We start from the raw sequence: 23,005 nt of genomic DNA on the forward strand, positions 1-23,005 counted from the left end.
CGATGAGCCAACTCGGCGGCTATGACCCGGAAGCTGGACGAAGCGCCCACGTGGCGGACCGGCCGACGTTGATCCCGGTGCCCTCGCTGCTGCGCTCCCTGTTGTCGGACCATCTCGACCCTGGCTACCAGGCGGCAGCGGATGCGAGAAAACAGGGGAAACCGCGCAAACGGTGGCAATCGTGGGCGTGGCAGGTCGCGGGTGCGCTCCTCATTGCAACGGTGTTCGTCGTCGCGGTCGTCCAGGCCCGGTCCACCGCGCCCGGCGTACGGGAGACGCAGCATGTGCTTTCCGGCAGTGTGCGTTCGGCTGAGACGGCAGTGGCCGACGCTTCCGGCCGACGCGACGCCCTGGCCGCCGAGGTGGACACCGAACAACGCCAACGCCTGGAGGGCGACGCGCGGGGTCAACAGCTGCTCGGCCAGCTCGACATGTCGAACCTCGCGGCGGCAGCCACGCCCGTGATCGGGCCGGGTCTGGAGATCACCGTCACGGATCCGGGGATGACGCTGGACCTCAGCGACGTATCCAAGGAGCGGGTGCCCGGCAGTCAGCAGGTGATCCTCGATCGCGACCTGCAGCAGGTGGTGAATTCGCTGTGGGTGGCTGGCGCGGAGGCAGTCTCGGTGGGCGGCGTGCGCATCGGTCCGAATGTGACGATCCGGCAGGCTGGCGGCAGCATCCTTGTCGACAACCAACCGATCAGCAGCCCATACGTGATCCTCGCGGTCGGTCCGCCGCACGCGATGCAAGACGTCTTCGATCGCAGTCCTGGTCTGCAACGCCTTCGACTGCTGGAGACGTCGTACGGTGTCGGAGTCAAAGTGAGTACCTCCGAGGCGCTCACCCTGCCGGCAAGCCCAATTCGAGATATCAACTTCGCCAAGGAGATTGGACAGCGATGAGTCGACAGCCATGATCGGAATCGCCGCGCTCGTCATCGGCATCGTCCTCGGGTTGGTGTTCCACCCCGACGTGCCCGAGTTCGTCCAGCCCTATCTTCCGATCGCCGTCGTCGCCGCGCTCGACGCCGTGTTCGGCGGTCTGCGGGCATATCTGGAACGCATCTTCGACTCGAAGGTGTTCGTGGTGTCCTTCGTGTTCAACGTCTTGGTGGCCGCGCTCATCGTCTACGTCGGCGACCAGCTCGGGGTCGGCACGCAGCTGTCGACCGCAATCATCGTCGTGCTCGGCATCCGCATATTCGGAAACGCAGCCGCGTTGCGGCGCAGACTGTTCGGCGCATAGACCGTGAGTGACGAGCAGCCCCCGCAGCACTCGGCCGAATCCGATCACCACGGCCGCCACGAGCTGCCGCCCGACGCGCCCTCGCCCGAGATCGGCGAACTGCATCGCGGTGGCGTCGCAGGCGTTGTGCATCGCGGACGGTCGCAGATTGTGTTCGGTGCGCTCGCGATTCTGCTGTGTGTGCTGCTGGGGCTGGCGATCATCACCCAGGTGCGGCAGACCGAGTCGGGTGATTCGCTGGAAACCGCTCGTCCCGCCGATCTGCTGGTGCTACTGGACTCGCTGCAGCAACGTGAGGCGGCGCTGAACACCGAAGTGGCCGACCTCCAGCGCACCCTGGCGCAACTGCAGGCGTCGGGCACCAGCGATCAGGCCGCGATCGAGAACGCGCAGGCCCGGCTGGCCGCACTGTCGATCCTGATCGGCACGGTGCCCGCGACCGGCCCGGGTGTGACGTTGACCATCACCGACACCACCCCGGGAGTCCCGGCCGAGACCATGCTCGACGTGATCAACGAGCTACGCAATGCCGGAGCGGAAGCGATGGAGATCCGCGGGGGAGGGTCGGCTGTGCGCGTGGGCCTGGACACCTGGGTCGTCGGAACCCCGGGCGCCCTGGTTGCCGACAGTGTGACCCTCAACCCGCCGTATTCGGTTCTCGCGATTGGTGATCCGCCGACCCTCGCCGCGGCCATGAACATCCCCGGCGGTGCGATGGACAGTGTCGAGCGGGTGGGCGGCACGATGGAGGTGCAGCAGTCTGACCGAGTCGACGTCACCGCCTTGCGGCAACCGAAACCTCGCCAATACGCTCAGCCCGTCAAGTGAGATTGAGCGCCGTCAGAGATCAAGGAGCGCCGTGAGCGAAATCCCAGCCGACCTGCACTACACCGAGGAACACGAGTGGGTGCAGCGCACCGGTGACGACACCGTCCGCGTCGGAATCACCGACTACGCGCAGTCCGCGCTGGGGGACGTCGTATTCGTCCAGTTGCCCGACGTCGGCGCCGACGTGGCCGCGGGCGAGTCGTTCGGCGAGGTGGAGTCCACGAAGTCGGTTTCGGACTTGTACGCGCCGCTCAGCGCGAAAGTCGTTGCGGTGAATGGTGATCTCGAGGGCAACCCCCAGCTCGTCAACTCTGACCCCTACGGCGCAGGTTGGCTAGTGGAGCTGCAGGTCGACGCTGGCGCGCTGGCCGACGGCCTCGGCAAGCTCCTGGACGCCGACGGCTACCGCGCCACAGTGACCGAATGACGGGTTGTTAGGGTGCTTCGAGCATTCCAAAGACACCGATACCAACCAGGCGGATCCGGCGGTGGTGGACACAACGACGTCGACCTCGCGGTACGGTCGACACCAGACGAACTTTCGGCTGAGGGTTGGCCTGAAATCGCCATATCGCCACAGCGGCCAGTGAGGAGCAGCGGGTGACGGACAAGGACCAGAATTCTGGGGCAGACCAGACGTCTGACGATCTCACCGTGGAAACGACATCAGTTTTCCGCGCGGACTTCCTCAACGAGTTGGACGCCCCGGCAGCGGCGGGCTCCGAAGGGGCGGTCACGGGGGTCGAGGGCCTGCCCGCGGGTTCAGCTCTGCTTGTCGTCAAGCGCGGGCCCAACGCCGGTTCGCGATTCCTGCTGGATCAGCCCACCACGTCGGCGGGTCGACATCCCGATAGCGACATTTTCCTCGATGATGTGACGGTGAGCCGCCGTCACGCCGAGTTCAGACTCGAGAGCAGTGAGTTTCAGGTCGTCGACGTCGGCAGTCTCAACGGCACCTACGTCAACCGTGAACCCGTGGATTCCGCGGTGCTCGCCAACGGCGACGAGGTGCAGATCGGCAAGTTCCGCCTGGTGTTCCTCACCGGGCCCAAGGGTGACGACGACTCAGGATAGCCAGTGACTGCCCCCGACACCCCCGCTCTGACTGGGATGTCGATCGGAGCGGTCCTCGATCTGCTGCGACCGGACTTCCCGGACGTGACCATCTCCAAGATCAGATTCTTGGAGGCCGAAGGGCTGGTCACGCCAGAGCGCACGGCGTCGGGTTACCGGCGGTTCACCGCCTATGACTGCGCTCGTCTGCGGTTCATCCTGACGGCCCAGCGCGATCAGTATCTGCCCTTGAAAGTCATCAAGGCGCAGCTTGACGCCCAGCCGGACGGCGAGTTGCCGCACAGCGGATCCGCTTACGGGGTACCGCGTTTGGTGCCCGTATCTGGTGATGATCCCGACTCCGAGGACGGTCGCGCCGGAATTTCGGGCGTCGGGCCGACGCAGGTGCGGTTGTCGCGCGAGGACATGTTGACCCGCTCCGGCGTCGACGACGAACTTCTCACCGCATTGGTCAAAGCGGGTGTCATCACCACTGGCCCGGCGGGCTTCTTCGACGAGCACTCCGTGACGATCGCGCAATGCGCTCGCGCGCTGGCGGAATACGGCGTCGAACCGCGTCACCTGCGTGCGTTCCGCTCGGCGGCCGACCGCCAGTCCGATCTGATCGCACAGATCGCGGGTCCGGTGGTCAAGGCGGGCAAGGCAGGGGCCAGGGACCGCGCTGATGATCTGGCGCGTGAGGTGGCGGCGCTCGCCATTACCTTGCACACGTCATTGATCAAGTCGGCGGTGCGCGACGTTCTTGATCGCTGAGGATTAGACTCAAATTTTGCAGGCTATCGGCGCGAAGGGCGGACACAGATGGGTGAGGTTCGTGTGGTCGGCATTCGCGTGGAGCAGCCCCAGAATCAGCCGGTGCTGCTGCTTCGCGAGTCCAACGGCGACCGCTACCTGCCGATTTGGATAGGCCAGTCGGAGGCCGCGGCCATCGCGCTCGAGCAGCAGGGTGTCGAACCGGCCCGACCATTGACGCACGACCTGATCAGAGATGTCATTGGCGCCCTTGGACATTCGCTCAAGGAAGTGCGCATCGTCGACCTTCAAGAAGGCACGTTCTACGCTGACCTGATCTTCGACCGGGACATCAAGGTGTCTGCGCGGCCCTCGGATTCGGTGGCGATCGCGCTGCGGGTCGGTGTGCCGATCTACGTCGAAGAAGCGGTTCTCGCGGAGGCCGGCCTGTTGATTCCCGACGAGAATGACGACGAAGCCACCGGCGCGGTGCGTGAGGACGAGGTCGAGAAGTTCAAGGAGTTCCTCGACAGCGTGTCGCCCGACGACTTCAAGGCCACCTAGGCAGCTTCCGGCGCCGTACCCGTTTTTTGGAGCTTGATTCGGCTGGCTTGGTCACGGAAGCGTCTCGTCGGCCTCGACACGCGGCGCGGGTTTCTTTCAACCGCTAATCGGGCAGCCATACTTTGGTGGTCGGACCTGCTGATGGGCAGTCGCGGGCTCGGCAAAAGCGTATGCTCGACACACTCGGGCTTGGGCAAATGTGCTGCCATGCAGGTCACAGAGGCGAGTTCGACCGGCGAGAGGATTCGAAAGTGGGAGACACGCCACGTCAAGAGGAGTTCGATCTTTCCTCGACCAGCGGTCCCGCCGAATCGGAAATAACCGTTGCCAGCGCACCGGTTCAGGGAGGTTTGTTCCCCGACGACTCGGTTCCCGACGAGCTCGTCGGATACCGCGGTCCCAGCGCATGCCAGATCGCCGGTATCACCTACCGGCAACTGGACTACTGGGCTAGGACGTCGCTGGTGGTGCCGTCCATCCGTAGCGCCGCCGGTTCTGGCAGCCAGCGGCTGTATTCGTTCAAGGACATCCTGGTCCTCAAGATCGTCAAGCGACTGCTGGACACCGGCATCTCGCTGCACAACATCCGTGTCGCCGTTGATCACTTGCGTCAGCGCGGTGTTCGCGATCTGGCCAACATCACGCTGTTCTCCGATGGCACCACGGTTTACGAGTGCACCTCAGCCGAAGAGGTGGTCGACCTGTTGCAGGGCGGTCAGGGTGTCTTCGGTATCGCGGTGTCCGGCGCGATGCGCGAGCTGACCGGTGCGATCGCCGACTTCCCAGGTGAGCGCGCCGACGGTGGCGAATCCATCGCCGCGCCCGAGGACGAGTTGGCGTCACGGCGTAAGCATCGCGACCGCAAAATCGGATAGTTCGCTCAGCACGAGCAGACGCAAAACTGCCGATTTTCGGCGTGAAATGGGCATGTTTGCGTTCCCCAGCTGACGCGTGGGCCCAGCTCGCGGTGATCCCAGCGCATCCCGGTAAACTCGTGATCGCATCGCCCTTGTGCGGGAGAGTTCCGTAGCCGCCAGCCACGGACGCCGAAGGAGCAACACCTCTCCGTCAACCTCTCAGGCACCCAGGACCGCGCATGGCCCCGATGCCTCTGGAAAGCGGTAGGCCCAGGTCTGCCCGCCCATGGGGAAAGGCCCATCTCGCGTTCCGCGCGGTGCGCCGAATCTCTCAGGCACCGACGACAGAGGGAGGGGAACCCCCAACGGTTCGTCAACCTTCACGTGTCTGGAGCAACCGCCGGTGTCCGACTCCGAGAACTTCACCTTCGCCGCACGACATATCGGACCTGATGCCGACGCCGTCGCCACCATGCTTTCGATCATCGGTGTTGACTCGCTGGACGAGCTCGCCAAGAAGGCGTTGCCCGCGGGCATCCTCGACTCGCTGAACGCCGATCAGGTGGCGCCGGGTCTCGATCAGCTCCCGCCGGCGGCCACCGAGGAGGAGGCGCTGGCGGAATTGCGTGCGCTCGCCGACACGAACACCGTCGCGGTCTCGATGATCGGGCAGGGCTACTTCGATACCCTCACACCACCGGTGTTGCGCCGCAACATACTTGAGAACCCGGCGTGGTACACCGCCTATACGCCCTATCAGCCCGAGATCAGCCAGGGCCGGCTCGAGGCGCTACTGAACTTCCAGACCATGGTCTGCGACCTCACTCGACTCGAGGTCGCCAACGCCTCGATGCTCGACGAGGGCACCGCGGCCGCCGAGGCGATGACGCTGATGCATCGCGCCGTCCGCGGATCGTCGAACCGGCTGGTCGTCGACGCCGACGTGTACCGGCAGACCGCCGCCGTGCTCGCCACCCGCGCCGAGCCGCTGGGCATCGAGATCGTCACCGCCGACCTCACGCAGGGCCTGCCGGAGGGCGAGTTCTTCGGGGTCATCTCCCAGTTGCCCGGTGCCAGTGGCGCCATCGTCGACTGGAGCGAGATGGTGACGGAGGCGCACGACCGCGGCGCGCTCGTCGCCGTCGGCGCCGACCTACTCGCCATGACGCTCGTCACGCCGCCCGGTGACATCGGAGCCGACGTCGCCTTCGGCAGCACCCAGAGATTCGGCGTGCCAATGGGATTCGGTGGACCGCACGCCGGCTATCTCGCCGTGCACGCCAAGCACGCCCGCCAGTTGCCCGGCCGCCTGGTGGGTGTGTCACTTGATGCAGACGGTGCGCCGGCGTACCGGCTGGCGCTGCAGACTCGCGAACAGCACATCCGGCGCGACAAGGCGACAAGCAACATCTGCACCGCACAAGTACTGCTGGCGGTGATGGCGGCGATGTACGCGAGCTATCACGGCGCGGACGGGTTGTCTGCGATTGCGCGGCGGGTGCACGGACACGCGCGTGCGATTGCCGGGGGTTTGACCGCCGGCGGTGTGGAGGTCGTCCACCGCGCATTCTTCGACACCGTGTCGGTCCGGGTTCCCGGCAGGGCAGCGGAGATCCGGGCCGCCGCCAAGGCTCACGGTGTGAACGTCTGGCTGGTCGACGACGACCATGTGTCGGTGTCCTGTGATGAGGCCACCACCGCGCAGCACGTCGACGCTGTGCTGTCGGCTTTCGGAGCCGCCCCGGCGGCGACATTAGACGGGGTGGTCGCAGCTGGAAGCGAGTCCGACGGACCGGCCATCGCGACCCGCACATCGGAGTTCCTGACCCATCCCGCGTTCACGAAGTACCGCACCGAGACGGACATGATGCGGTATCTCCGCTCGTTGGCGGACAAGGATATTGCGTTGGACCGCAGCATGATTCCGCTCGGATCATGCACCATGAAGCTGAACGCGGCGGCCGAGATGGAGCCGATCACGTGGCCTGAATTCGCACGCCAGCATCCGTTCGCACCGGCGTCCGACGCTCCCGGCCTACGCAAGCTGATCGCCGACCTCGAGTCGTGGTTGGTCGCGATCACCGGCTACGACGCGGTGTCACTGCAGCCGAACGCCGGATCACAGGGGGAGTACGCGGGCCTGCTCGCGATCCAGGCCTACCACGCCGAGCGCGGACAGCCGGACCGCGACGTGTGCCTCATCCCCTCGAGCGCACACGGCACCAATGCCGCGTCGGCCGCGCTGGTCGGCATGCGGGTTGTGGTGGTGGCATGCCGGGCGAACGGCGACGTCGACCTCGACGACCTCCGCGCGAAGGTGACCGAGCACGCGGATCGGTTGTCGGCGTTGATGATCACCTACCCGTCGACCCACGGCGTGTATGAGCATGACATCGCCGACATCTGCGCGGCCGTTCACGACGTCGGCGGTCAGGTGTACGTAGACGGGGCCAACCTCAACGCGCTGGTCGGCCTCGCCCGGCCTGGCCGGTTCGGCGGTGACGTCAGCCATCTCAATCTGCACAAGACGTTCTGCATTCCGCACGGCGGTGGTGGGCCCGGCGTCGGACCGGTCGCGGTGCGCTCCCATCTGGCGAAGTACCTGCCCGGCCACCCGCTGGCCGATGAGTTGCCCGACAAGTACGCGGTGTCCGCCGCGCCGTACGGTTCGGCGTCGATCCTGCCGATCAGCTGGGCCTACGTTCGGATGATGGGCGCCGGCGGACTGCGGGCCGCCTCGCTGACCGCGATCGCGTCGGCCAACTACATCGCCCGCCGGCTCGACGAGTACTACCCAGTGCTCTACACCGGTGAGAACGGCATGGTCGCCCACGAGTGCATCCTGGATCTGCGGACCATCACCAAGGAGACCGGTGTCACCGTCGACGATGTGGCAAAACGGCTGGCGGACTACGGTTTCCATGCACCGACGATGAGCTTCCCGGTGGCGGGCACGCTGATGGTCGAGCCGACCGAAAGCGAAAGCCTGGCCGAGGTCGATGCGTTCTGCGAGGCGATGATCGCGATCCGCGGCGAGATCGATCACGTGGCGGCGGGCACCTGGCCGGTGGACGACAATCCGATGCGCGGCGCTCCGCACACCGCGGAATGCCTGCTGGTGTCCGAGTGGGACCATCCATACACCCGCGAGCAGGCCGCCTATCCGCTGGGCAAGAACTACCGTCCGAAGGTGTGGCCCCCGGTACGTCGGATCGACGGCGCGTACGGCGACCGCAATCTCATGTGCTCGTGCCCGCCGGTGGAGTCGTTCGCCTGACGCTCAGGAGAATCGGTCGATGATCGCTTCGGCGATCTTTCCCGGTGCATCCTCCTGGATGAAGTGGTTGGCCTCCGGTAGCTCCACGACGACGTGGTCGGGGAACGCCTCCCGCATGCGCGCAAGGTTCGGCCCCGGCCGGAACGCGAAATCCTTCATGCCCCAGACGAATAGCGCCGGCTTCGATCCGAGTTCCGCGGGCACGTCGCGGCTGAGCCTTTCCAGGAGTGGGCGGGCTGCCAGGATCTCCTTCGGCATGCGCGCGACCCCGGCGCGGTCCTGCGGTGTGGGCTGGACTCCGCGGTAGTGCGCCATCACCGCGTCGTCCAATGAGGTGCTCGAGCCCGCCGGAATCATCCGCTCCACGAAGAAGTTCTGCTTCGTGATCGCCCACTGCATCGGCGGGCTGCCCATGACCACGCTGAACACCTTGGTGGACAACTCAGCGGTGGGCCAGAACCAGGTATTGCCGAGTACGACACCGCGGACGCGCTCGGCGCGGTCGGTGTCCACGGCCATGCTGATCGGGCCGCCCCAGTCCTGACCCACGCTCAGATACTGATCGAGCTCGAGATGATCGACGAATTCACCCATCACCGAGGCGTGCTCCTCGATGCGATAGGCGAATCCCGATGGGCGCTCGGACAGCCCGAAGCCGAGATAGTCGGGGGCGATGCACCGGAAGCGGTCACGCAATCCGGCGATGATGTTGCGGTAGAGGAAGCTCCAGGTCGGATTGCCGTGAAAGAACACGATCACCGGGCCGGTGCCTTCGTCGATGTAGTGCACGCGTCCGCGCGAGCTGTCGAACCATCGCGACGTGAACGGGTACAGCGCCGGGTCGGGTGTGAAGTCGCTCGGCAATTCAGATCCCTCCGTCAACGCCATTGATTACGGTTCGTCAGGTATTACCCCCCAGCGTGACAGAGTGGCGCGACGGCGGCACCTCGATGGGCACGCCCGCCGGCCGGGTGTTCGTCCGTTCGGCGCCGGCGGGAAGGCCAGGCGTTTCATGGGCGCTCGACGATTCGGTAGCGACCACGAACGTGCTCCGACGCGCCGAGCCTGCTGGCGGCGCGCTAGCCGATGAATGTTGTGACCGCCGACGTCAATTCCGGGCCCGTGGAGTTCGGCAGGTTCTGGTAGCTGCCGCCGCTGATCTGCGCGACTGCCTCCCACGTGGCGCGGTCGGAGTCCGAACCGAAGTCGATCACGTTCACCTTGACCGGGCGGGCCGGATCGACCGCTCCGCGGATGAACTGCTCCAGCCCTGCACCGTTCAACGACTGGTCGGTGTGTGGACCCGTGGTGATGACGAGAACCGAATTGGTCTGGCCCTCACGGAAGTTCTCCATGGCCTGGTCGTAGACGAGCCGCAGCGTGGTGAACGAAACTGCGCCGCCGTTCGAGGCGGTCTGCCCGTTCAACTCCGCGGTCAGCGCCGCCGACCGGGGCCTGCCGTCCACCTGATCCGACAGCGGGCCCGTCGAGATCTCCGAGCGGCCCTCGACACCGTCGAACGTCCACAGGCCGACAGCGGAGTTCGGCGGCAGCGCCTGCAGCCGGGCATTGAGTGCCGCGGCCACATTCGCCAGTCGCGATTCGCCGCCCTCGTCGGTCGGCATGGATTGATCGAGCATGATCGTCACCGCAGGATTGGCCGCCGGCGCGGTCAGCGTGTCGGCGAGCGTGACGCGCGCCGCGTTGTCACCGACCGACAGGGGAGCCCCCAGCGGTGCGAAATCGGTGACATCACTCTGCGGCGGTGTGCCGCCTTCGGTGCGAAAGCCCGCCTTGGACAGCTCGGCCAGCTGTTCCGGCTTGCGCATGAACCGCGCGAACTCGCTGGCCGCGGCGATCTGTTCCTGCGACAGCCAATCGCCTGCGAGCAGGGCCGTGGGGTAATCGGCCATCGCCACGGGGCCCGGAGGCAGCCAAGAGGTCAAGGTGTTCTTCGCATCGGGCAATGCCGTGCCGCGCTTGAAAAGCTGCTGCTCGGTGGTGACGACCGCGTGCACGGGCGCAGCCGCCGGATCGTCGGCGTTCAGCAGCGCGTCCATGGCCGTCGACGCCTTCTTGTCGGCCAGCTTCGGTTGGCCCGCAACCAGTGAATTCACCGCACCGATACCTGCGCTGGGCGGCTGCCCCGACGGTGCGGATGCCGCCGCGACGGCCTCTGCCGCCAGGTATGACGCATCGCTGTCGCCGGACACCGGCAGCGCCAACCGCAACGAACCCCAGCCCGGCAGCCCCAGCCCGTCCAGCGCGCTCGGATTCGTCTGCAAAGACGGCAACGATCGCCAGTTCTGTTGCCCAAGGGCGGATTTGAGTTGCGGCCGCATCGCGAGCATGACGGGCGACGAGACCAGTGAGCGGCTGTCGCTGATGATCTTCTCGCCGGCGCTGGCCTCAAGGCGGGCCGTCGAGATCGAGCTCGCCGGAATCCACATGGCAGGTCGTTCGCCGAGATCTGCCGGCCACTGGCCGATGAATCCGTTGACCACCTGATCCGACTCGGCCGACGCGACCCCGACCTTCACGCAGCGGTCACCTACTGGCGCGGCGCTGCGGTTGTAATTGTCGGCCAAGCTCTTTATCTGGTCCGACACCGAAGGATCGGCCACCACGGCAACGGCGAGTTCACCGTTCACGCATCGGGCCGCGGCAACGTCGCTGCGACTGGACAGTGCATCGCCGAAGAAGCGCCACAGGATGACCGCCCCGACGACCACGATGACAGCGACGAGCGCAGCGATCACGCTGATGCTGACGCCGCGTCTGCCCGGCGTCACCGCGCGGTGGCTCCCTGTCCACTCGCCGCCTTCCCAATCACCTCCGTGCTGGGGCCCCGAGCGCGGTCGATTGGGCGGCGGGGTCGACGAACCGACGCGCTGCAGGCCGAACTCCGCGGCTGGGTCGCTGTCGTCGTATTCCGTCTCCCGATAGTCAGGTTCGTCGAAGGTGAACTCATCAGGGTCTGGGCGCGAGAAGTCGGCATTGCCGAAATCCTCGCGGCGATAACCCGTTTCGGAATACCCGGGAGCGTCGACTTCGGACTCGCCGTACTCGTGCTCGGGCTCGCGGTACTGCGGTGCGTCGTGGTCCGGTTCGCTGTAGCCGGAACCGTAATCGTGCTCGTAGGCGCCTGGTTGCCCGAAACGGGTGGTCTCAGGTTCCTCGTGCTGCTCTTCGCCGCCGGCCGAATCCTCGGGGTCGGGAATGCTATGCCTGCCCACGGAAGCCCTTGTGCTCGCTACGTCGACGGGTCATCGGATCAACCACCGTTGCTTGCTGCCTTGAACTCTCGACGCTTGCGATGCAGGATCGGCTCGGTGTAGCCGTTCGGCTGAGCGGCACCGGACAGGATCAGCTCCTGCGCGGCGGTGAACGCCACGCTGCCGTCTGGGTCTGGTGCCATGGGCCGGAACTCCGGATCCTGCTCGTTCTGCTGGTCGACCACCGCGGCCATGCGCCGCAGGCTGGCCTTCACATCGTCCTCGGTGATGACACCGTGGCGCAACCAGTTGGCCAACAGCTGACTCGAGATGCGAAGGGTGGCACGGTCTTCCATCAGCGCGACATCGTGGATGTCGGGCACCTTGGAACAGCCGACGCCCGCATCGATCCAGCGCACCACGTAGCCGAGGATCGACTGGCAGTTGTTGTCGACCTCTTCGCGAATCTCCTCGGGCGCCCAGGCGAGCTCCTTGCCCAGCGGAACGGTCAGTAGCTCGTCGATCGTGGTCCTGGTCTTGCCCTGCAGTTCCTTCTGCACCGCGTCCACGTCGACCTCGTGATAGTGCATCGCGTGCAGGGTGGCCGCCGTCGGCGACGGGACCCACGCGGTCGTGGCGCCGGCCTTGGGCTGACCGATCTTCTGCTCGACCATGTCGGCCATCAGCTCGGTCATCGCCCACATGCCCTTGCCGATCTGGGCGCGTCCGGCGAACCCGGTGGCCAGGCCGACGTCGACGTTCTGGTCCTCGTAGGCCTTGATCCACGGCTGCGTCTTCATGGCACCCTTGCGGATCATCGGGCCCGCTTCCATCGACGTGTGGATCTCGTCGCCGGTGCGGTCCAGGAAGCCGGTGTTGATGAACGCGACGCGGTCCCTGGCGGCCTTGATACAGGCCTTCAGGTTGAGGGTGGTGCGCCGCTCCTCGTCCATGATGCCGACCTTGATGGTGTTCGTCGGTAGGCCCAGCACGTCCTCGACGCGGCCGAACAACTCGACGGTGAAGGCCACTTCGTCGGGTCCGTGCATCTTGGGCTTGACGATGTAGATCGAGCCGGTGCGGCTGTTGACCTTCGAACCGTTCTCGTCGCCGGACTTGAGGCCGTGCATCGCGATCAGGCTGGTGAACAGTGCGTCCTGGATGCCCTCGGGGATCTCATTCCCGTCGGCGTCGACGATCGCGTCGTTGGTCATCAGGTGACCCACGTTGCGCACGAACAGCAGGCTGCGGCCGGGCAGCGTCAGCTCACCCTCACCGTTCGGTGTCGTGTAGGTCCGGTCCTCGTTGAGGACACGGGTGAACGACTTGCCTCCCTTGGACATCTCTTCGGAGAGGTCGCCGCGGTTCAAACCCAGCCAGTTGCGGTAGCCGAGCACCTTGTCGTCCGCGTCGACGGCGGCGACCGAGTCCTCGAAGTCCATGATCGTGGTGATCGCGGATTCCAGGACGACGTCCTTGATGCCTGCCTGATCGGTCGAGCCGACGGGGGAGTCGGGGTCGACCAGGATCTCGATGTGCAGGCCGTGGTTGCGCAGCAGCACCGACCACGAGGGCGAGCCGAGCTCGCCGGTGTAGCCGACGAATTGCTCGGGTGTCGCAAGACCGGTGGACAGCCCATCGCCCAGCTCGACGATCAGTTGTCCCTCGTCGATCTTGATGCCGGTCGCGTCGTTCCACGCCCCGGTGGCCAGCGGCGCGGCGCCATCGAGGAAGCGACGGGCGTATGCGATGACCTTGTCGCCGCGGACTCTGTTATAGCTGCTGCCCTTTTCGGCGCCGTCGTCTTCGGAGATGACGTCGGTGCCGTAGAGCGCGTCGTATAACGAACCCCACCGGGCGTTCGCGGCGTTCAGTGCGAAACGTGCGTTGAGGATCGGGACCACGAGCTGCGGGCCCGCGGTCTTGGTGATCTCGTCGTCGACGCCTGAGGTGGAGATGGTGAAGTCGTCCGGCGCGGGCTGCAGGTAGCCGATCTCGGTGAGGAACTCCCGATACGCCTCGGCGTTGATGGGCTCGATGACGCGCTGGCGGTGCCACTTGTCGATACGTGCCTGTAGATCGTCGCGGTGGGCGAGCAAATCTTGGTTCTTCGGTGTGAGGTCGGCGACGACCTTGTCCACGCCCGACCAGAAGGTGTCGGGATCGAGGCCGGTGCCCGGAAGCGCCTCATCGTTGACGAAGTCATACAGCACCTGGGCAACCCGCAGATTGCCCACTTTCACGCGATCGCTCATATTTCCTCCCTCGCCGCAAAGGCGCGTCGAACAGCCGCATCGAACGCAGTGCCGTCGATCCAGCTTACCCGCGGGTAACGGCGCCTAACTCTGACGTCGCCGCCGGGGCGGCTCCGGTGCCCTCGTGCTCGACGCCGACGCTTTCCACTTCGGCCGGTGCGCGGTCCACCGCGGCGAGCAACTGCTCACAGGCCTCGGCTAGGCGCTGCCGGAGCGGTGCCGCCTGCTCGGCAATGTGCTGCTGAACCCGAACGTATTCGGCGCGTCCCGCCGACGTCTCGATGGCGATTGGCTCGAATCCGTAGTCGCGAAGATCATAGGGACTGGCACGCATGTCGAGCTCACGTGCCTGCGCGGCGAGCTCAAGACAATCCATCACCAGCGCCGAGTCGACCAAGGGACCCAGCTTGTAGGCGAACTTGTAGCAATCCATGGCCGCGTGCAGGCAGCCGGGTTGTTCGGCCCCGACCTGACCCGCCCGGGTCAGCTGCTCGCTGTTTAGCTCGGTCGCCGGTTCAGTGAAGAACCGGAAGGCATCAAAATGGCTGCACCGCAACGGCATTGATTCGACGACGGCATCCGTACCGGCGGCGCCGAGTCGCAGCGGGACTCGGTCGTGGCGCACGGTCGGCGCCCGGTAAACCATCGCCCACTCGTGCAGGCCGAAGCAGTTGAGTCGCGCCGGCCGCGACGCCGTCGCACGCAGCAGCTCGGCGATGAAGCGCACGGTGTCGGCACGCCCGGTGAGGAACTCACGGGTCACGCTCACGCCGGCGGGCGTGCGCCCGTAGCCGCTGCGCCCCAGATAGCGTGCCGCTGAATTACCGGTGAGCACCACACCGAAGCCCGGATGCCACGTCCGCAACTGCCGGGGACACAGGCTGTAGTAGCTCCACAGAAAGTCCCAGACGGGATGAGGCTCTCCCAGAGGTGCGCGGAACGAACGAAGGAATCCGTCGACCCGCTCGCGGTGACGCTGCTCCCGGACTGTCCAGTCGCGCTCGTCGAGCACGAATTCGCAGGTGAGGGTGTGCGCAGCCTCACACACGGTGTGTTCCGTCACGCACCGTCCCGACGAGATCCTCGACCAGGTCCTCCAGCGCCACCATCGCCGAAACGCTGCCGTCAGGCGCGGTGAGAAGGGCCAGGTGCGCGTTGTCCCGACGCAGCCGCGACAGCGCGTCGGGCAACGACATCGACGCAGGCACCCGCGGCAGCGGCCGCACCATCGACGCGTCCAGCACCGCCTGTTCGTTGGACGGATCGTGGACCAGCGGCAGCACGTCCTTGATGTGCAGGTATCCGACGTACTCGCCGGACGGGTCACTGACCGGGAACCGCGAATAGCCGGTTTCGGCGAGTGCGTCCTCGATCGCGCCCAGGGTGGGTCCAGAGCCAACGCGCGCCACCGGAACCGCGCGGATCTCGCTCAGGGGCATGGCGACGTCGTTGGCGACGCGATCGCGGATCTGCAGCGCCCGCGTCAGGCGACCGTGCTCCTCCTGGTCGAGCAGGCCCTCGGATCGCGACTCGGCGATCATCTCGGACAGCTCGACGGTCGAGACCGCGACGTCGAGCTCGTCCTTCGGCTCGACGCCGAACGATCGCAGCGTGATGTTGGCGCACCAGTTGTAGAACGCGATGAACGGGCGGGCCAGCCGGATGTACACCAGGTACACCGGAATCAAGAGCATCGCTGACGACTCGGGTCCGGCGATCGCGATGTTCTTCGGCACCATCTCGCCGAGCAGCACGTGCAGTGTCACCACGATGCCGAGCGCGACGAAGAAGGACACCGTGTGCAGCACGGAATCAGGGATACCGAACAGGCCGAACGGCTTCTCCAGCAGGTGCGCGACGGCGGGTTCGCCGACGCGGCCCAACAAGATCGAACAGATCGTGATGCCCAGCTGCGCGCCGGCCAACATCAGCGACAGGTTCTCGCCGGCGCGGATGACGGTCACCGCGCTCTTCTTGCCCTGCTCGGCCAGCGCCTCAAGGCGGTCGCGGCGCGCGGAGATCAACGCGAACTCCGAGGCGACGAAGAACGCGTTGGCGCCGAGCAGCAGGACTGTCAGCAGCACGCCGAAGATGTCGCCGCCCATCAGCCCTCGCCTCCCGAGCCGTGACGACCCAACTCGGTCAGCTCGAGCAGATCGATGCGTCTGCCGTCCATGCGGACGACCGTGGCCAGCCATCGAACCGGATCGTCGAGCGCGACACCGTCGGGATCGAACGCCGTCAGCTCCACCGACTCGGCCTCATCGGGAATGTGTCCCAGCTTCTCGAGCACCAGCCCGCCGATCGTTTCGTAATCCCCTTCGGGCGCGCGGAATCCGGTGGCGTCAGCGACCTCGTCGATGCGCAGTAAGCCGGACACCTGCCAGCCACGACCCGCAGGGACCACGTCCGGTGGCTCGACGTCATGTTCGTCGCGCACGTCACCGACGATCTCCTCGATCAGGTCCTCCATGGTGACCATGCCCGCAGTGCCGCCGTATTCGTCGACGACCAGCGCGGTCTGCAGGCCGTTGGCACGGATCTGGGTCATCACAGCGTCGCCGTCGAGCGTGGAGGGCACTTTGGCGATGGGCAACGCCAGGGTGGACAGCGCGGTGGAGGCCCGCCGTTCTGGCGGCACCTCGAAAACCTGCTTGACGTGCGCGATGCCGATGGTCTCGTCGAGGTCGCCTTCGATGATCGGGAAGCGGGAGTAGCCGGTCTTGATTGCCGCGGCCACGAGGTCGGCGGCGGTGTCGTCGGACTCGAGCGCCTCGATCTTGGATCGCGGAGTCATCAGCTCCTCGGCGCTGCGCTCACCGAACTGCAGGGATCGGTCCACCAGAACAGCGGTGACGGGGTCCAGCGCGCCGCTGCGTGCTGAACTGCGGACCAGCGAAACCAGCTCCTGCGGCGATCGGGCCGAACGCAGCTCTTCGGCGGGCTCGATTCCCAGCCTGCGCAGAATCCAGTTCGCAGTTCCGTTCGTCGCGCGGATCAGCGGTGTGAACAGCGCTGAGAACAGCAGCTGCGGGCCCGCCGACCAGCGCGCCGTCTGCACGGGCCGGGCCACCGCAAGGTTCTTGGGCACCAGTTCGCCGAACACCATCGACAACGACGTGGCGATCACGACGGCGCCGAAAAGTGCGAGGCCACCGACAAAGCGGTCCGGCACGCCGATCGCCTCGAGACCTGGCCGGATCAGCCGACCGACGACGGGTTCGGCCAGATAACCGGTGGCCAGCGTAGTGATCGAGATGCCGACCTGAGCGCCGGAGAGCTGGAACGACAGCGTGCGGTGGGCCCGTCGCACCATCTGGTCGCGTCGATCACCGCTGCGCGCATTGGATTCCACCGTGCTGCGCTCGAGCGCGGTCAGCGAGAACTCCGCGGCGACGAACACCGCGGTGCCCGCGGTGAGCAGGATGATCGCGCCGACGGAGAGCAAGGACATCGTGAGGCTCATCGAGTACTCGACGTCCTCGCCGATGGGGAGCCGGGCCTGTTGCCCGGCCGACTAGTGGAGGGCTCGGCGTCGGTTGGCTCAGCGTCTTTCGAAACGTTGCCTGGCCGCTCGGCCCCCAAGCTCGCGGCCTCAACGGGTGCCTGCGGCACGGGGTCCCTTTCGAGTAGACACGTCAAGAGTGAAAACCATGTTAGCCGGTGGCGACCGATGACTGGATTTACCAGCCGGTCGGCAGTGGATGCCCCTCGGCGAACCCCGCCGCGGACTGCACGCCGAGCACGACCTTCTCGTGTAGCTCCGCAAGATTGCCCGCACCCACATAGGTGCAGGTGCTGCGCACTCCGGAGGTGATGTGATCCAGCAGGTCTTCCACGCCGCCCCTGGACGGGTCCAGGCCCATCCGTGACGTCGAGATGCCCTCCTCGAACAGAGACTTGCGCGCCTGGTCGAACGGGTCGTCGTCGGCGGTGCGCGCCGCGACCGCGCGCTTGGACGCCATGCCGTAGCTCTCCTTGTACGGCCGGTCCTCGCGATCGCGCATCAGGTCGCCCGGCGACTCATAGGTGCCGGCGAACCACGAGCCGATCATGACGTTGGCGGCGCCGGCGGCCAGTGCGAGCGCGACGTCGCGCGGGTGCCGGACGCCGCCGTCGGCCCACACATGCCCGCCGAGTTGCTTTGCCGCGTCGGCACATTCGACCACTGCAGAGAATTGCGGACGGCCCACACCGGTCATCATCCGGGTGGTGCACATCGCGCCGGGGCCCACGCCGACCTTCACGATCGACGCACCAGCCGAGATCAGGTCGCGGGTGCCTTCGGCGGACACCACGTTGCCCGCCGCCAGCGGCAGTCCCAGGTCCAACGAGGCGACCGACTTGATGGCGTCGAGCATCCGCAGTTGATGTCCGTGCGCGGTGTCGATGACCAGCAGGTCGACGCCCGCCTCGGCCAGACTTCGCGCTTTGGCGCCGACGTCGCCGTTGATGCCCACCGCCGCGGCGATCCGCAGCCTGCCCCTGGCGTCCACGGCCGGGGTGTAGATCCCCGCCCGGATGGTGGCGGTCCGACTGAGCACGCCAGCGAGCGTGCCGTCGGGTTCGGTCAGTACGGCCACGTCGACGGGCGAGTGTTCGAGCAGGTCGAACACCTTGCGAGGGTCGGTACCGGCCGGTGCGGTGACGAAATCGCTGATGGCGATATCGCGGACCCGGGCGAAGCGGTCCACGCCGACGCAGCCGGCCTCAGTGACCAGGCCGATCGGCCTGCCCTCGAACAGCACGACCGCGGCGCCGTGGGCACGTTTGTGGATCAGCGCCGTCGCGTCCGACACCGAGTCGTCGGGGGACAACACCACCGGGGTGTCAACGACCACGTCGCGGCTCTTCACGAAGTCGACGGTCTGCTGCACCGCGGAGATCGGAAGGTCTTGGGGGAGAACGACAATGCCGCCGCGACGGGCCACCGTCTCGGCCATCCGTCGGCCCGCCACCGCGGTCATGTTCGCGACGACCACCGGGATGGTGGTCCCCGAGGCGTCCGACGTCGAGAGGTCGACGTCCATCCGCGACATCACGTCCGAACGTCCGGGGACGATGAAGACGTCGTTGTAGGTCAGGTCGTAGGCGGGCTTATGGCCGTTGAGGAATTTCATCTCAGGCCGATTCTAGTCGCGACCGGCATGATGTCGTCGTGCCGAATGTAGTCTGCGCGGTGTGCGGTGACGGTACGGCGCCGTCCGCGGCCTACTTTGGCGGCCTCGATCTGACCGAGGATCACGAGGACGAGGAAGCAGCCGCCGAACTGGCGCGCCGTCGCGATGACGTGGCCACGCGGATGACGGCGGTGGCCGGGCTCGGGGCACGAATCCCGAATGCGTTGTGGAGGCGCCGCACCGCCTTTGCCGCGCACGTGACGGCGTACGCACGGACGCTCGCACGACTGGAGGCGCGAAGTTGCCGCCTGTCCGGCTGGCCGTGGCAGGCGGTTTCGCTCCAGGTTGGCGTGTTCGACGACGACCGCGTCCGTGCGCTTTTCGCAAACGTCGGCCCGCTCGACGCAGACCGGCAGGGGTGTACCACCTGCGGGTCGCGGCAGTGGAAGGGTGCGGTCACCGACTTTGTGCCGCACGTCGTGCTGCCACCGGCAATGCGCGCCCACGCCTCGGCGTCGGTACCGGACTGGGTTCCTGTCGACGACGAGCCGCAGGCCAGCCTGATCGCCGTCACCAATCGGGCGGGCCAGGTCGACGGCCCCGGCGGCTTGCGAAACCTTCTCTACGCGACTGACGAGCTCGTCCGCGCCGCTGTGGCGCGCGACCGCTGGGACGGCGTGGCCGACTCCGACCTCAGCGTCGCCCTTGGCGCTCAGGTGTGTACGACGTCGAGCGCCATCATGGTGCCGAGCCTTTTCGAGATCGACTAAATCTCGACCTCGGTGCGGTCGCCGCTCCACAGCGTGTGGAACCGCTTGTCGCGGTCGGTATCGATGCGGCCGTAGGTGTGAGCGCCGAAGAAGTCGCGCAGGCCCTGGGTCAGCGCGGCGGGCAGTCGTTCGGTGCGTAGGCCGTCGTAGTACGACAGCGCCGAGGAGAAGCCGGGGATCGGGATGCCCAGTTCGGTCGCGGTCACCACAACGCGGCGCCAACTGTCGATTCCGTTTTCGACAGCGTCGCGGAAGTACGGTGCGGCGATCAGCGTGGGCAGGTCGCCGTCCTCGTCGAAGGCATCTTTGATGCGGTTGAGGAACTTGGCGCGGATGATGCAGCCGCCGCGCCAGATGGTGGCCATGTCGCCGGGCGTGATGCCCCAGTCGTACTCCTCGCTACCGGCCTGGATCTGGTTGAAGCCCTGCGCGTAGGCGATGATCTTCGATGCGTACAGCGCCTTGCTGACATCGTCGATGAATTGCTTTGCATCACTTGGCTTCTTGCCGAGATCGCCGGATGCCAGACCCGTCGTGGCCTTGCGCTGGGCCACCGAACCCGACAACGCGCGGGCGAACACCGCCTCGGCGATTCCGGTCACCGGCACCCCGAGGTCGAGCGCCGACTTCACCGTCCACCGCCCGGTGCCCTTCTGCTCGGCTTCGTCGAGGATGAGGTCGACGAGCGGTTTGCCGGTCTTGGCGTCAGTCTGCCGCAGCACCTCGGCGGTGATCTCGATGAGGAAGCTGTCCAGGTCGCCCTTGTTCCACTCGGCGAAAACGTCGGCGATTTCAGGTGCGCTCAGCCCCAGCGCATCGCGCAGCAGCTGGTAGGCCTCACCGATGAGTTGCATGTCGGAGTACTCGATGCCGTTGTGCACCATCTTCACGAAGTGACCGGCGCCGTCGGGACCGATATGCGTGCAGCACGGCACGCCGTCGACGTGAGCGGAGATCTCCTCCAGCAGGGGACCGAGCGACTTGTAGGACTCGGCGGGACCGCCGGGCATGATCGACGGGCCCTTCAGTGCGCCTTCCTCGCCACCGGAGATGCCGGCGCCGACGAAGTGCAGCCCACGCTCGCGGATCGCCTTCTCGCGGCGGATCGTGTCGGTGTAGAGCGCATTGCCGCCGTCGATGATGATGTCGCCTTCCTCCATCGCATCGGCGAGCTCGTTGATGACGGCGTCGGTCGGATCTCCCGCCTTGACCATGATGATCACCCGGCGCGGCTTCTCCAGAGCGGCAAGGAATTCCGGGATGGTCTCGCTGCGCACGAACTTGCCCTCGGAGCCGTGTTCGGCGAGCAGCGCATCGGTTTTGGCGACGGACCGGTTGTGCAGCGCCACCGTGTATCCGTGGCTGGCGAAGTTGCGCGCGAGGTTGGATCCCATGACCGCGAGGCCGGTGACCCCGATCTGAGCGGTGCCGGTCGTGGGGTTTTCAGACGAGCTCATACGGGCAGCCTTTCGATTTTGTCGTGCAGGGATGGCCTACTACTGGAGAAGCGCCTACGCAGTGAACAAACGATTCAACTCGTCCAACCATGGGAGGACCACCGCGACGGTGGGCACCACCAGCACGGCCGCCGCGGCGACGTACGCGCAGGCGGCGGCGACGAGGCTGTTGCCGTTTCCGCAGAGGCGACGAACCCGAACGACGGTCGTCGGTCCACCCGCGGCCAACGCACCCGCAGGTGTGCGGCCGGTGGCGCAGGCGACCAATGCGCGAGCCAGGGGAGTCGGGCCGGCCGCACGCACTGCGGCGTCGTCGGCCAGCATCTCGATCAGCAGCCGCACGGCATCTAGCGCGCTGGCGCTGCGGACGAACCGCGGGAACGCGGCGTGCACGGCGGTGAACATCTCGAGTACCAGGTCGTGCCGGGCACGCAGATGTGCGCGCTCGTGCGACAGGATCGCGGCGATCTCGTTGTCCGCCAGTGTCGTGAGCGTGCCCTCGCTGACCACCACGCGGCTGCGTACGCCGGGCAGACAATAGGCAAGGGGCTCCTCGACATCGAGAATGCGAAGCCCACTCTTATGGGATTTGCCTACCAGGTCGACGACCATCCGATGGTGCGCACGCCTGCGCCTGGTCGCTATCGCCACCTGAACGATTGCGACCGCGAGTCGCGCGCCGACCACCAGCGTGAGTGCGAACACCGCGACGTACGCGATCCACAGCGGCCAGCCGAGAACATCGATCTCACTGGCGAACGTCGCGGTCGGCCTGCCATCCGGACCAGGCGCGAAAAGCCTGCTCGCAATAGCGATTCCCGCGGAGAAGGCCGACAGAACAGCGGCCAGCGCGATGGACTGCCACAGCACGATCGCGGCCCGTGGCGCCCGCGATGGCCACCTTGCCCGCGCCAGCATCGCCGGCACCGGTCCCGACAGGACCAGCGCCATGACGGTGAAGGCCAGCGCGGACACGCTGTAAGTGTCTCTCAGCCGGTGCCCGGCTCGCCAGCGGGTGGCGATATCCGGTGCTTGCTCTCCAACTCGGTCAAGGCGCGACGCAGGGCCGCCGCCTCGTCGGCGTTGACCCGCTCGACGAAATGTACGAGCGCAGCCTCACGGCCACCCGAGTCCGCAGCTTGATCCAGAGCGTCGACCATCAATCCGGCTACCAGTTCGTCGCGCCCGTGCGTCGGGGCGTATCGATGGGCGCGGTCATCGCGGTGCTGGACGACGAGATTTTTCTTCGCCAGCCGCTGCAGGACAGTCATGATCGTGGTGTATGCCAGGTCACGCCGGGCGGCGAGCGCCTCGTGAACCTGGCGAACGGTTTGGGGCTCTCGCGCGGACCACAGATGGTCCATAACGGCGCGTTCAAGTTCCCCTAGACGCGTCAACTTCGCCATTGTTCGTTCATCTCCTAGAGACGGTAGGTCCAGCGTACTACGGGTTTACTACCGTGCGTCGTATCGCGCAGCCCTACGTCTGTTCGGCGGGGTCGCGGGTACGCCCGACGGATTGTTCCGGTAATGGTCACCGCCACTTCGACCACCCTTGTGAGTCCAGTCACAGGGTATGGCTCCGACGGTCGGTCTGACTATAGTAAGG

The 23,005-nt window shown here is 66.4% G+C and carries 20 protein-coding genes and 1 riboswitch; of the genes, 10 read left to right on the top strand and 10 right to left on the bottom strand.

Annotation, left to right across the window (positions count from 1 at the left end):
- Nucleotides 1–2: 2 nt before the first annotated feature.
- From ACIA48_RS11855 to gcvP, 9 genes are all read left to right on the top strand, one after another.
- Nucleotides 3–905, top strand: a complete 903-nt coding sequence (locus ACIA48_RS11855; RefSeq protein ID WP_396732742.1) for a DUF881 domain-containing protein — start codon at nucleotides 3–5, stop codon at nucleotides 903–905.
- A gap of 10 nt (nucleotides 906–915) precedes the next feature.
- Nucleotides 916–1,248 carry a small basic family protein gene (locus tag ACIA48_RS11860; protein WP_006243660.1) on the top strand — a complete coding sequence of 111 codons (333 nt, stop codon included), beginning with the start codon at nucleotides 916–918 and terminating at the stop codon, nucleotides 1,246–1,248.
- Nucleotides 1,249–1,251: 3 nt separating this feature from the next.
- Nucleotides 1,252–2,076 carry a DUF881 domain-containing protein gene (locus ACIA48_RS11865; protein WP_396731044.1) on the top strand — a complete coding sequence of 275 codons (825 nt, stop codon included), beginning with the start codon at nucleotides 1,252–1,254 and terminating at the stop codon, nucleotides 2,074–2,076.
- A 31-nt stretch (nucleotides 2,077–2,107) separates the two neighbouring features.
- Complete coding sequence (gcvH, locus tag ACIA48_RS11870) at nucleotides 2,108–2,503, top strand: glycine cleavage system protein GcvH (RefSeq protein ID WP_396731045.1); 396 nt, start codon at nucleotides 2,108–2,110, stop codon at nucleotides 2,501–2,503.
- 173 nt (nucleotides 2,504–2,676) lie between these two features.
- Nucleotides 2,677–3,150, top strand: coding sequence for a glycogen accumulation regulator GarA (gene garA, locus ACIA48_RS11875; RefSeq protein WP_396731047.1), 474 nt, complete (start codon nucleotides 2,677–2,679; stop codon nucleotides 3,148–3,150).
- Between the two features lie 3 nt (nucleotides 3,151–3,153).
- Nucleotides 3,154–3,903, top strand: coding sequence for a MerR family transcriptional regulator (locus tag ACIA48_RS11880; RefSeq protein ID WP_396731050.1), 750 nt, complete (start codon nucleotides 3,154–3,156; stop codon nucleotides 3,901–3,903).
- Between the two features lie 48 nt (nucleotides 3,904–3,951).
- Nucleotides 3,952–4,446 carry a bifunctional nuclease family protein gene (locus ACIA48_RS11885; RefSeq protein ID WP_006243655.1) on the top strand — a complete coding sequence of 165 codons (495 nt, stop codon included), beginning with the start codon at nucleotides 3,952–3,954 and terminating at the stop codon, nucleotides 4,444–4,446.
- A gap of 251 nt (nucleotides 4,447–4,697) precedes the next feature.
- The gene (locus ACIA48_RS11890) at nucleotides 4,698–5,321 is read left to right on the top strand and encodes a MerR family transcriptional regulator (protein ID WP_396731052.1); all 624 of its coding nucleotides are present in this window, start codon (nucleotides 4,698–4,700) and stop codon (nucleotides 5,319–5,321) included.
- A gap of 129 nt (nucleotides 5,322–5,450) precedes the next feature.
- A riboswitch (glycine riboswitch) is annotated at nucleotides 5,451–5,549 on the top strand.
- Between the two features lie 157 nt (nucleotides 5,550–5,706).
- Nucleotides 5,707–8,580: an aminomethyl-transferring glycine dehydrogenase gene (gene gcvP / locus ACIA48_RS11895; RefSeq protein WP_396731054.1), complete on the top strand. Its 2,874-nt coding sequence runs from the start codon at nucleotides 5,707–5,709 to the stop codon at nucleotides 8,578–8,580.
- 3 nt (nucleotides 8,581–8,583) lie between these two features.
- Here the strand turns inward: gcvP and ACIA48_RS11900 are convergent, their stop codons facing one another.
- From ACIA48_RS11900 to ACIA48_RS11930, 7 genes are all read right to left on the bottom strand, one after another.
- Entirely contained in the window at nucleotides 8,584–9,444 is an 861-nt protein-coding gene (locus ACIA48_RS11900) for a haloalkane dehalogenase (protein ID WP_396732745.1), read from the bottom strand.
- Nucleotides 9,445–9,659: 215 nt separating this feature from the next.
- Nucleotides 9,660–11,816, bottom strand: a complete 2,157-nt coding sequence (locus ACIA48_RS11905) for a substrate-binding domain-containing protein (protein WP_396731056.1) — start codon at nucleotides 11,814–11,816, stop codon at nucleotides 9,660–9,662.
- Nucleotides 11,817–11,854: 38 nt separating this feature from the next.
- Nucleotides 11,855–14,050 carry a malate synthase G gene (locus tag ACIA48_RS11910; RefSeq protein WP_396731058.1) on the bottom strand — a complete coding sequence of 732 codons (2,196 nt, stop codon included), beginning with the start codon at nucleotides 14,048–14,050 and terminating at the stop codon, nucleotides 11,855–11,857.
- A gap of 64 nt (nucleotides 14,051–14,114) precedes the next feature.
- Nucleotides 14,115–15,098: a 3-methyladenine DNA glycosylase gene (locus ACIA48_RS11915; RefSeq protein ID WP_396732747.1), complete on the bottom strand. Its 984-nt coding sequence runs from the start codon at nucleotides 15,096–15,098 to the stop codon at nucleotides 14,115–14,117.
- Nucleotides 15,091–16,155: a hemolysin family protein gene (locus tag ACIA48_RS11920; RefSeq protein WP_396731060.1), complete on the bottom strand. Its 1,065-nt coding sequence runs from the start codon at nucleotides 16,153–16,155 to the stop codon at nucleotides 15,091–15,093. The genes ACIA48_RS11915 and ACIA48_RS11920 overlap by 8 nt, the downstream gene beginning before the upstream one ends.
- A complete protein-coding gene (locus ACIA48_RS11925; RefSeq protein WP_396731062.1) occupies nucleotides 16,155–17,516 on the bottom strand; it encodes a hemolysin family protein in 1,362 nt (453 codons plus the stop codon). The genes ACIA48_RS11920 and ACIA48_RS11925 overlap by 1 nt, the downstream gene beginning before the upstream one ends.
- A 217-nt stretch (nucleotides 17,517–17,733) precedes the next feature.
- Entirely contained in the window at nucleotides 17,734–19,170 is a 1,437-nt protein-coding gene (locus tag ACIA48_RS11930) for a GuaB1 family IMP dehydrogenase-related protein (RefSeq protein ID WP_396731064.1), read from the bottom strand.
- A 38-nt stretch (nucleotides 19,171–19,208) separates the two neighbouring features.
- On the opposite strand from ACIA48_RS11930, the gene ACIA48_RS11935 reads away from it, so the two are divergent.
- Nucleotides 19,209–19,940 (top strand): hypothetical protein, encoded by a 732-nt coding sequence (locus ACIA48_RS11935; RefSeq protein WP_396731066.1) that lies wholly within the window; start codon nucleotides 19,209–19,211, stop codon nucleotides 19,938–19,940.
- On the opposite strand, the gene gndA is transcribed toward ACIA48_RS11935, so the two are convergent.
- From gndA to ACIA48_RS11950, 3 genes are read right to left on the bottom strand one after another with little or no spacing between them, the layout of a single operon-like run.
- Complete coding sequence (gene gndA, locus ACIA48_RS11940) at nucleotides 19,937–21,397, bottom strand: NADP-dependent phosphogluconate dehydrogenase (protein ID WP_396731068.1); 1,461 nt, start codon at nucleotides 21,395–21,397, stop codon at nucleotides 19,937–19,939. The genes ACIA48_RS11935 and gndA overlap by 4 nt on opposite strands.
- A gap of 54 nt (nucleotides 21,398–21,451) precedes the next feature.
- Complete coding sequence (locus ACIA48_RS11945) at nucleotides 21,452–22,372, bottom strand: M56 family metallopeptidase (RefSeq protein ID WP_396731070.1); 921 nt, start codon at nucleotides 22,370–22,372, stop codon at nucleotides 21,452–21,454.
- Nucleotides 22,373–22,386: 14 nt separating this feature from the next.
- Nucleotides 22,387–22,803 carry a BlaI/MecI/CopY family transcriptional regulator gene (locus ACIA48_RS11950; RefSeq protein ID WP_396731071.1) on the bottom strand — a complete coding sequence of 139 codons (417 nt, stop codon included), beginning with the start codon at nucleotides 22,801–22,803 and terminating at the stop codon, nucleotides 22,387–22,389.
- Between the last annotated feature and the right edge of the window lie 202 nt (nucleotides 22,804–23,005).

Origin of the sequence: Mycobacterium sp. NPDC051804 (assembly GCF_044452905.1) — a bacterium.
In the GTDB taxonomy this organism is placed as follows: Bacteria; Actinomycetota; Actinomycetes; order Mycobacteriales; family Mycobacteriaceae; genus Mycobacterium.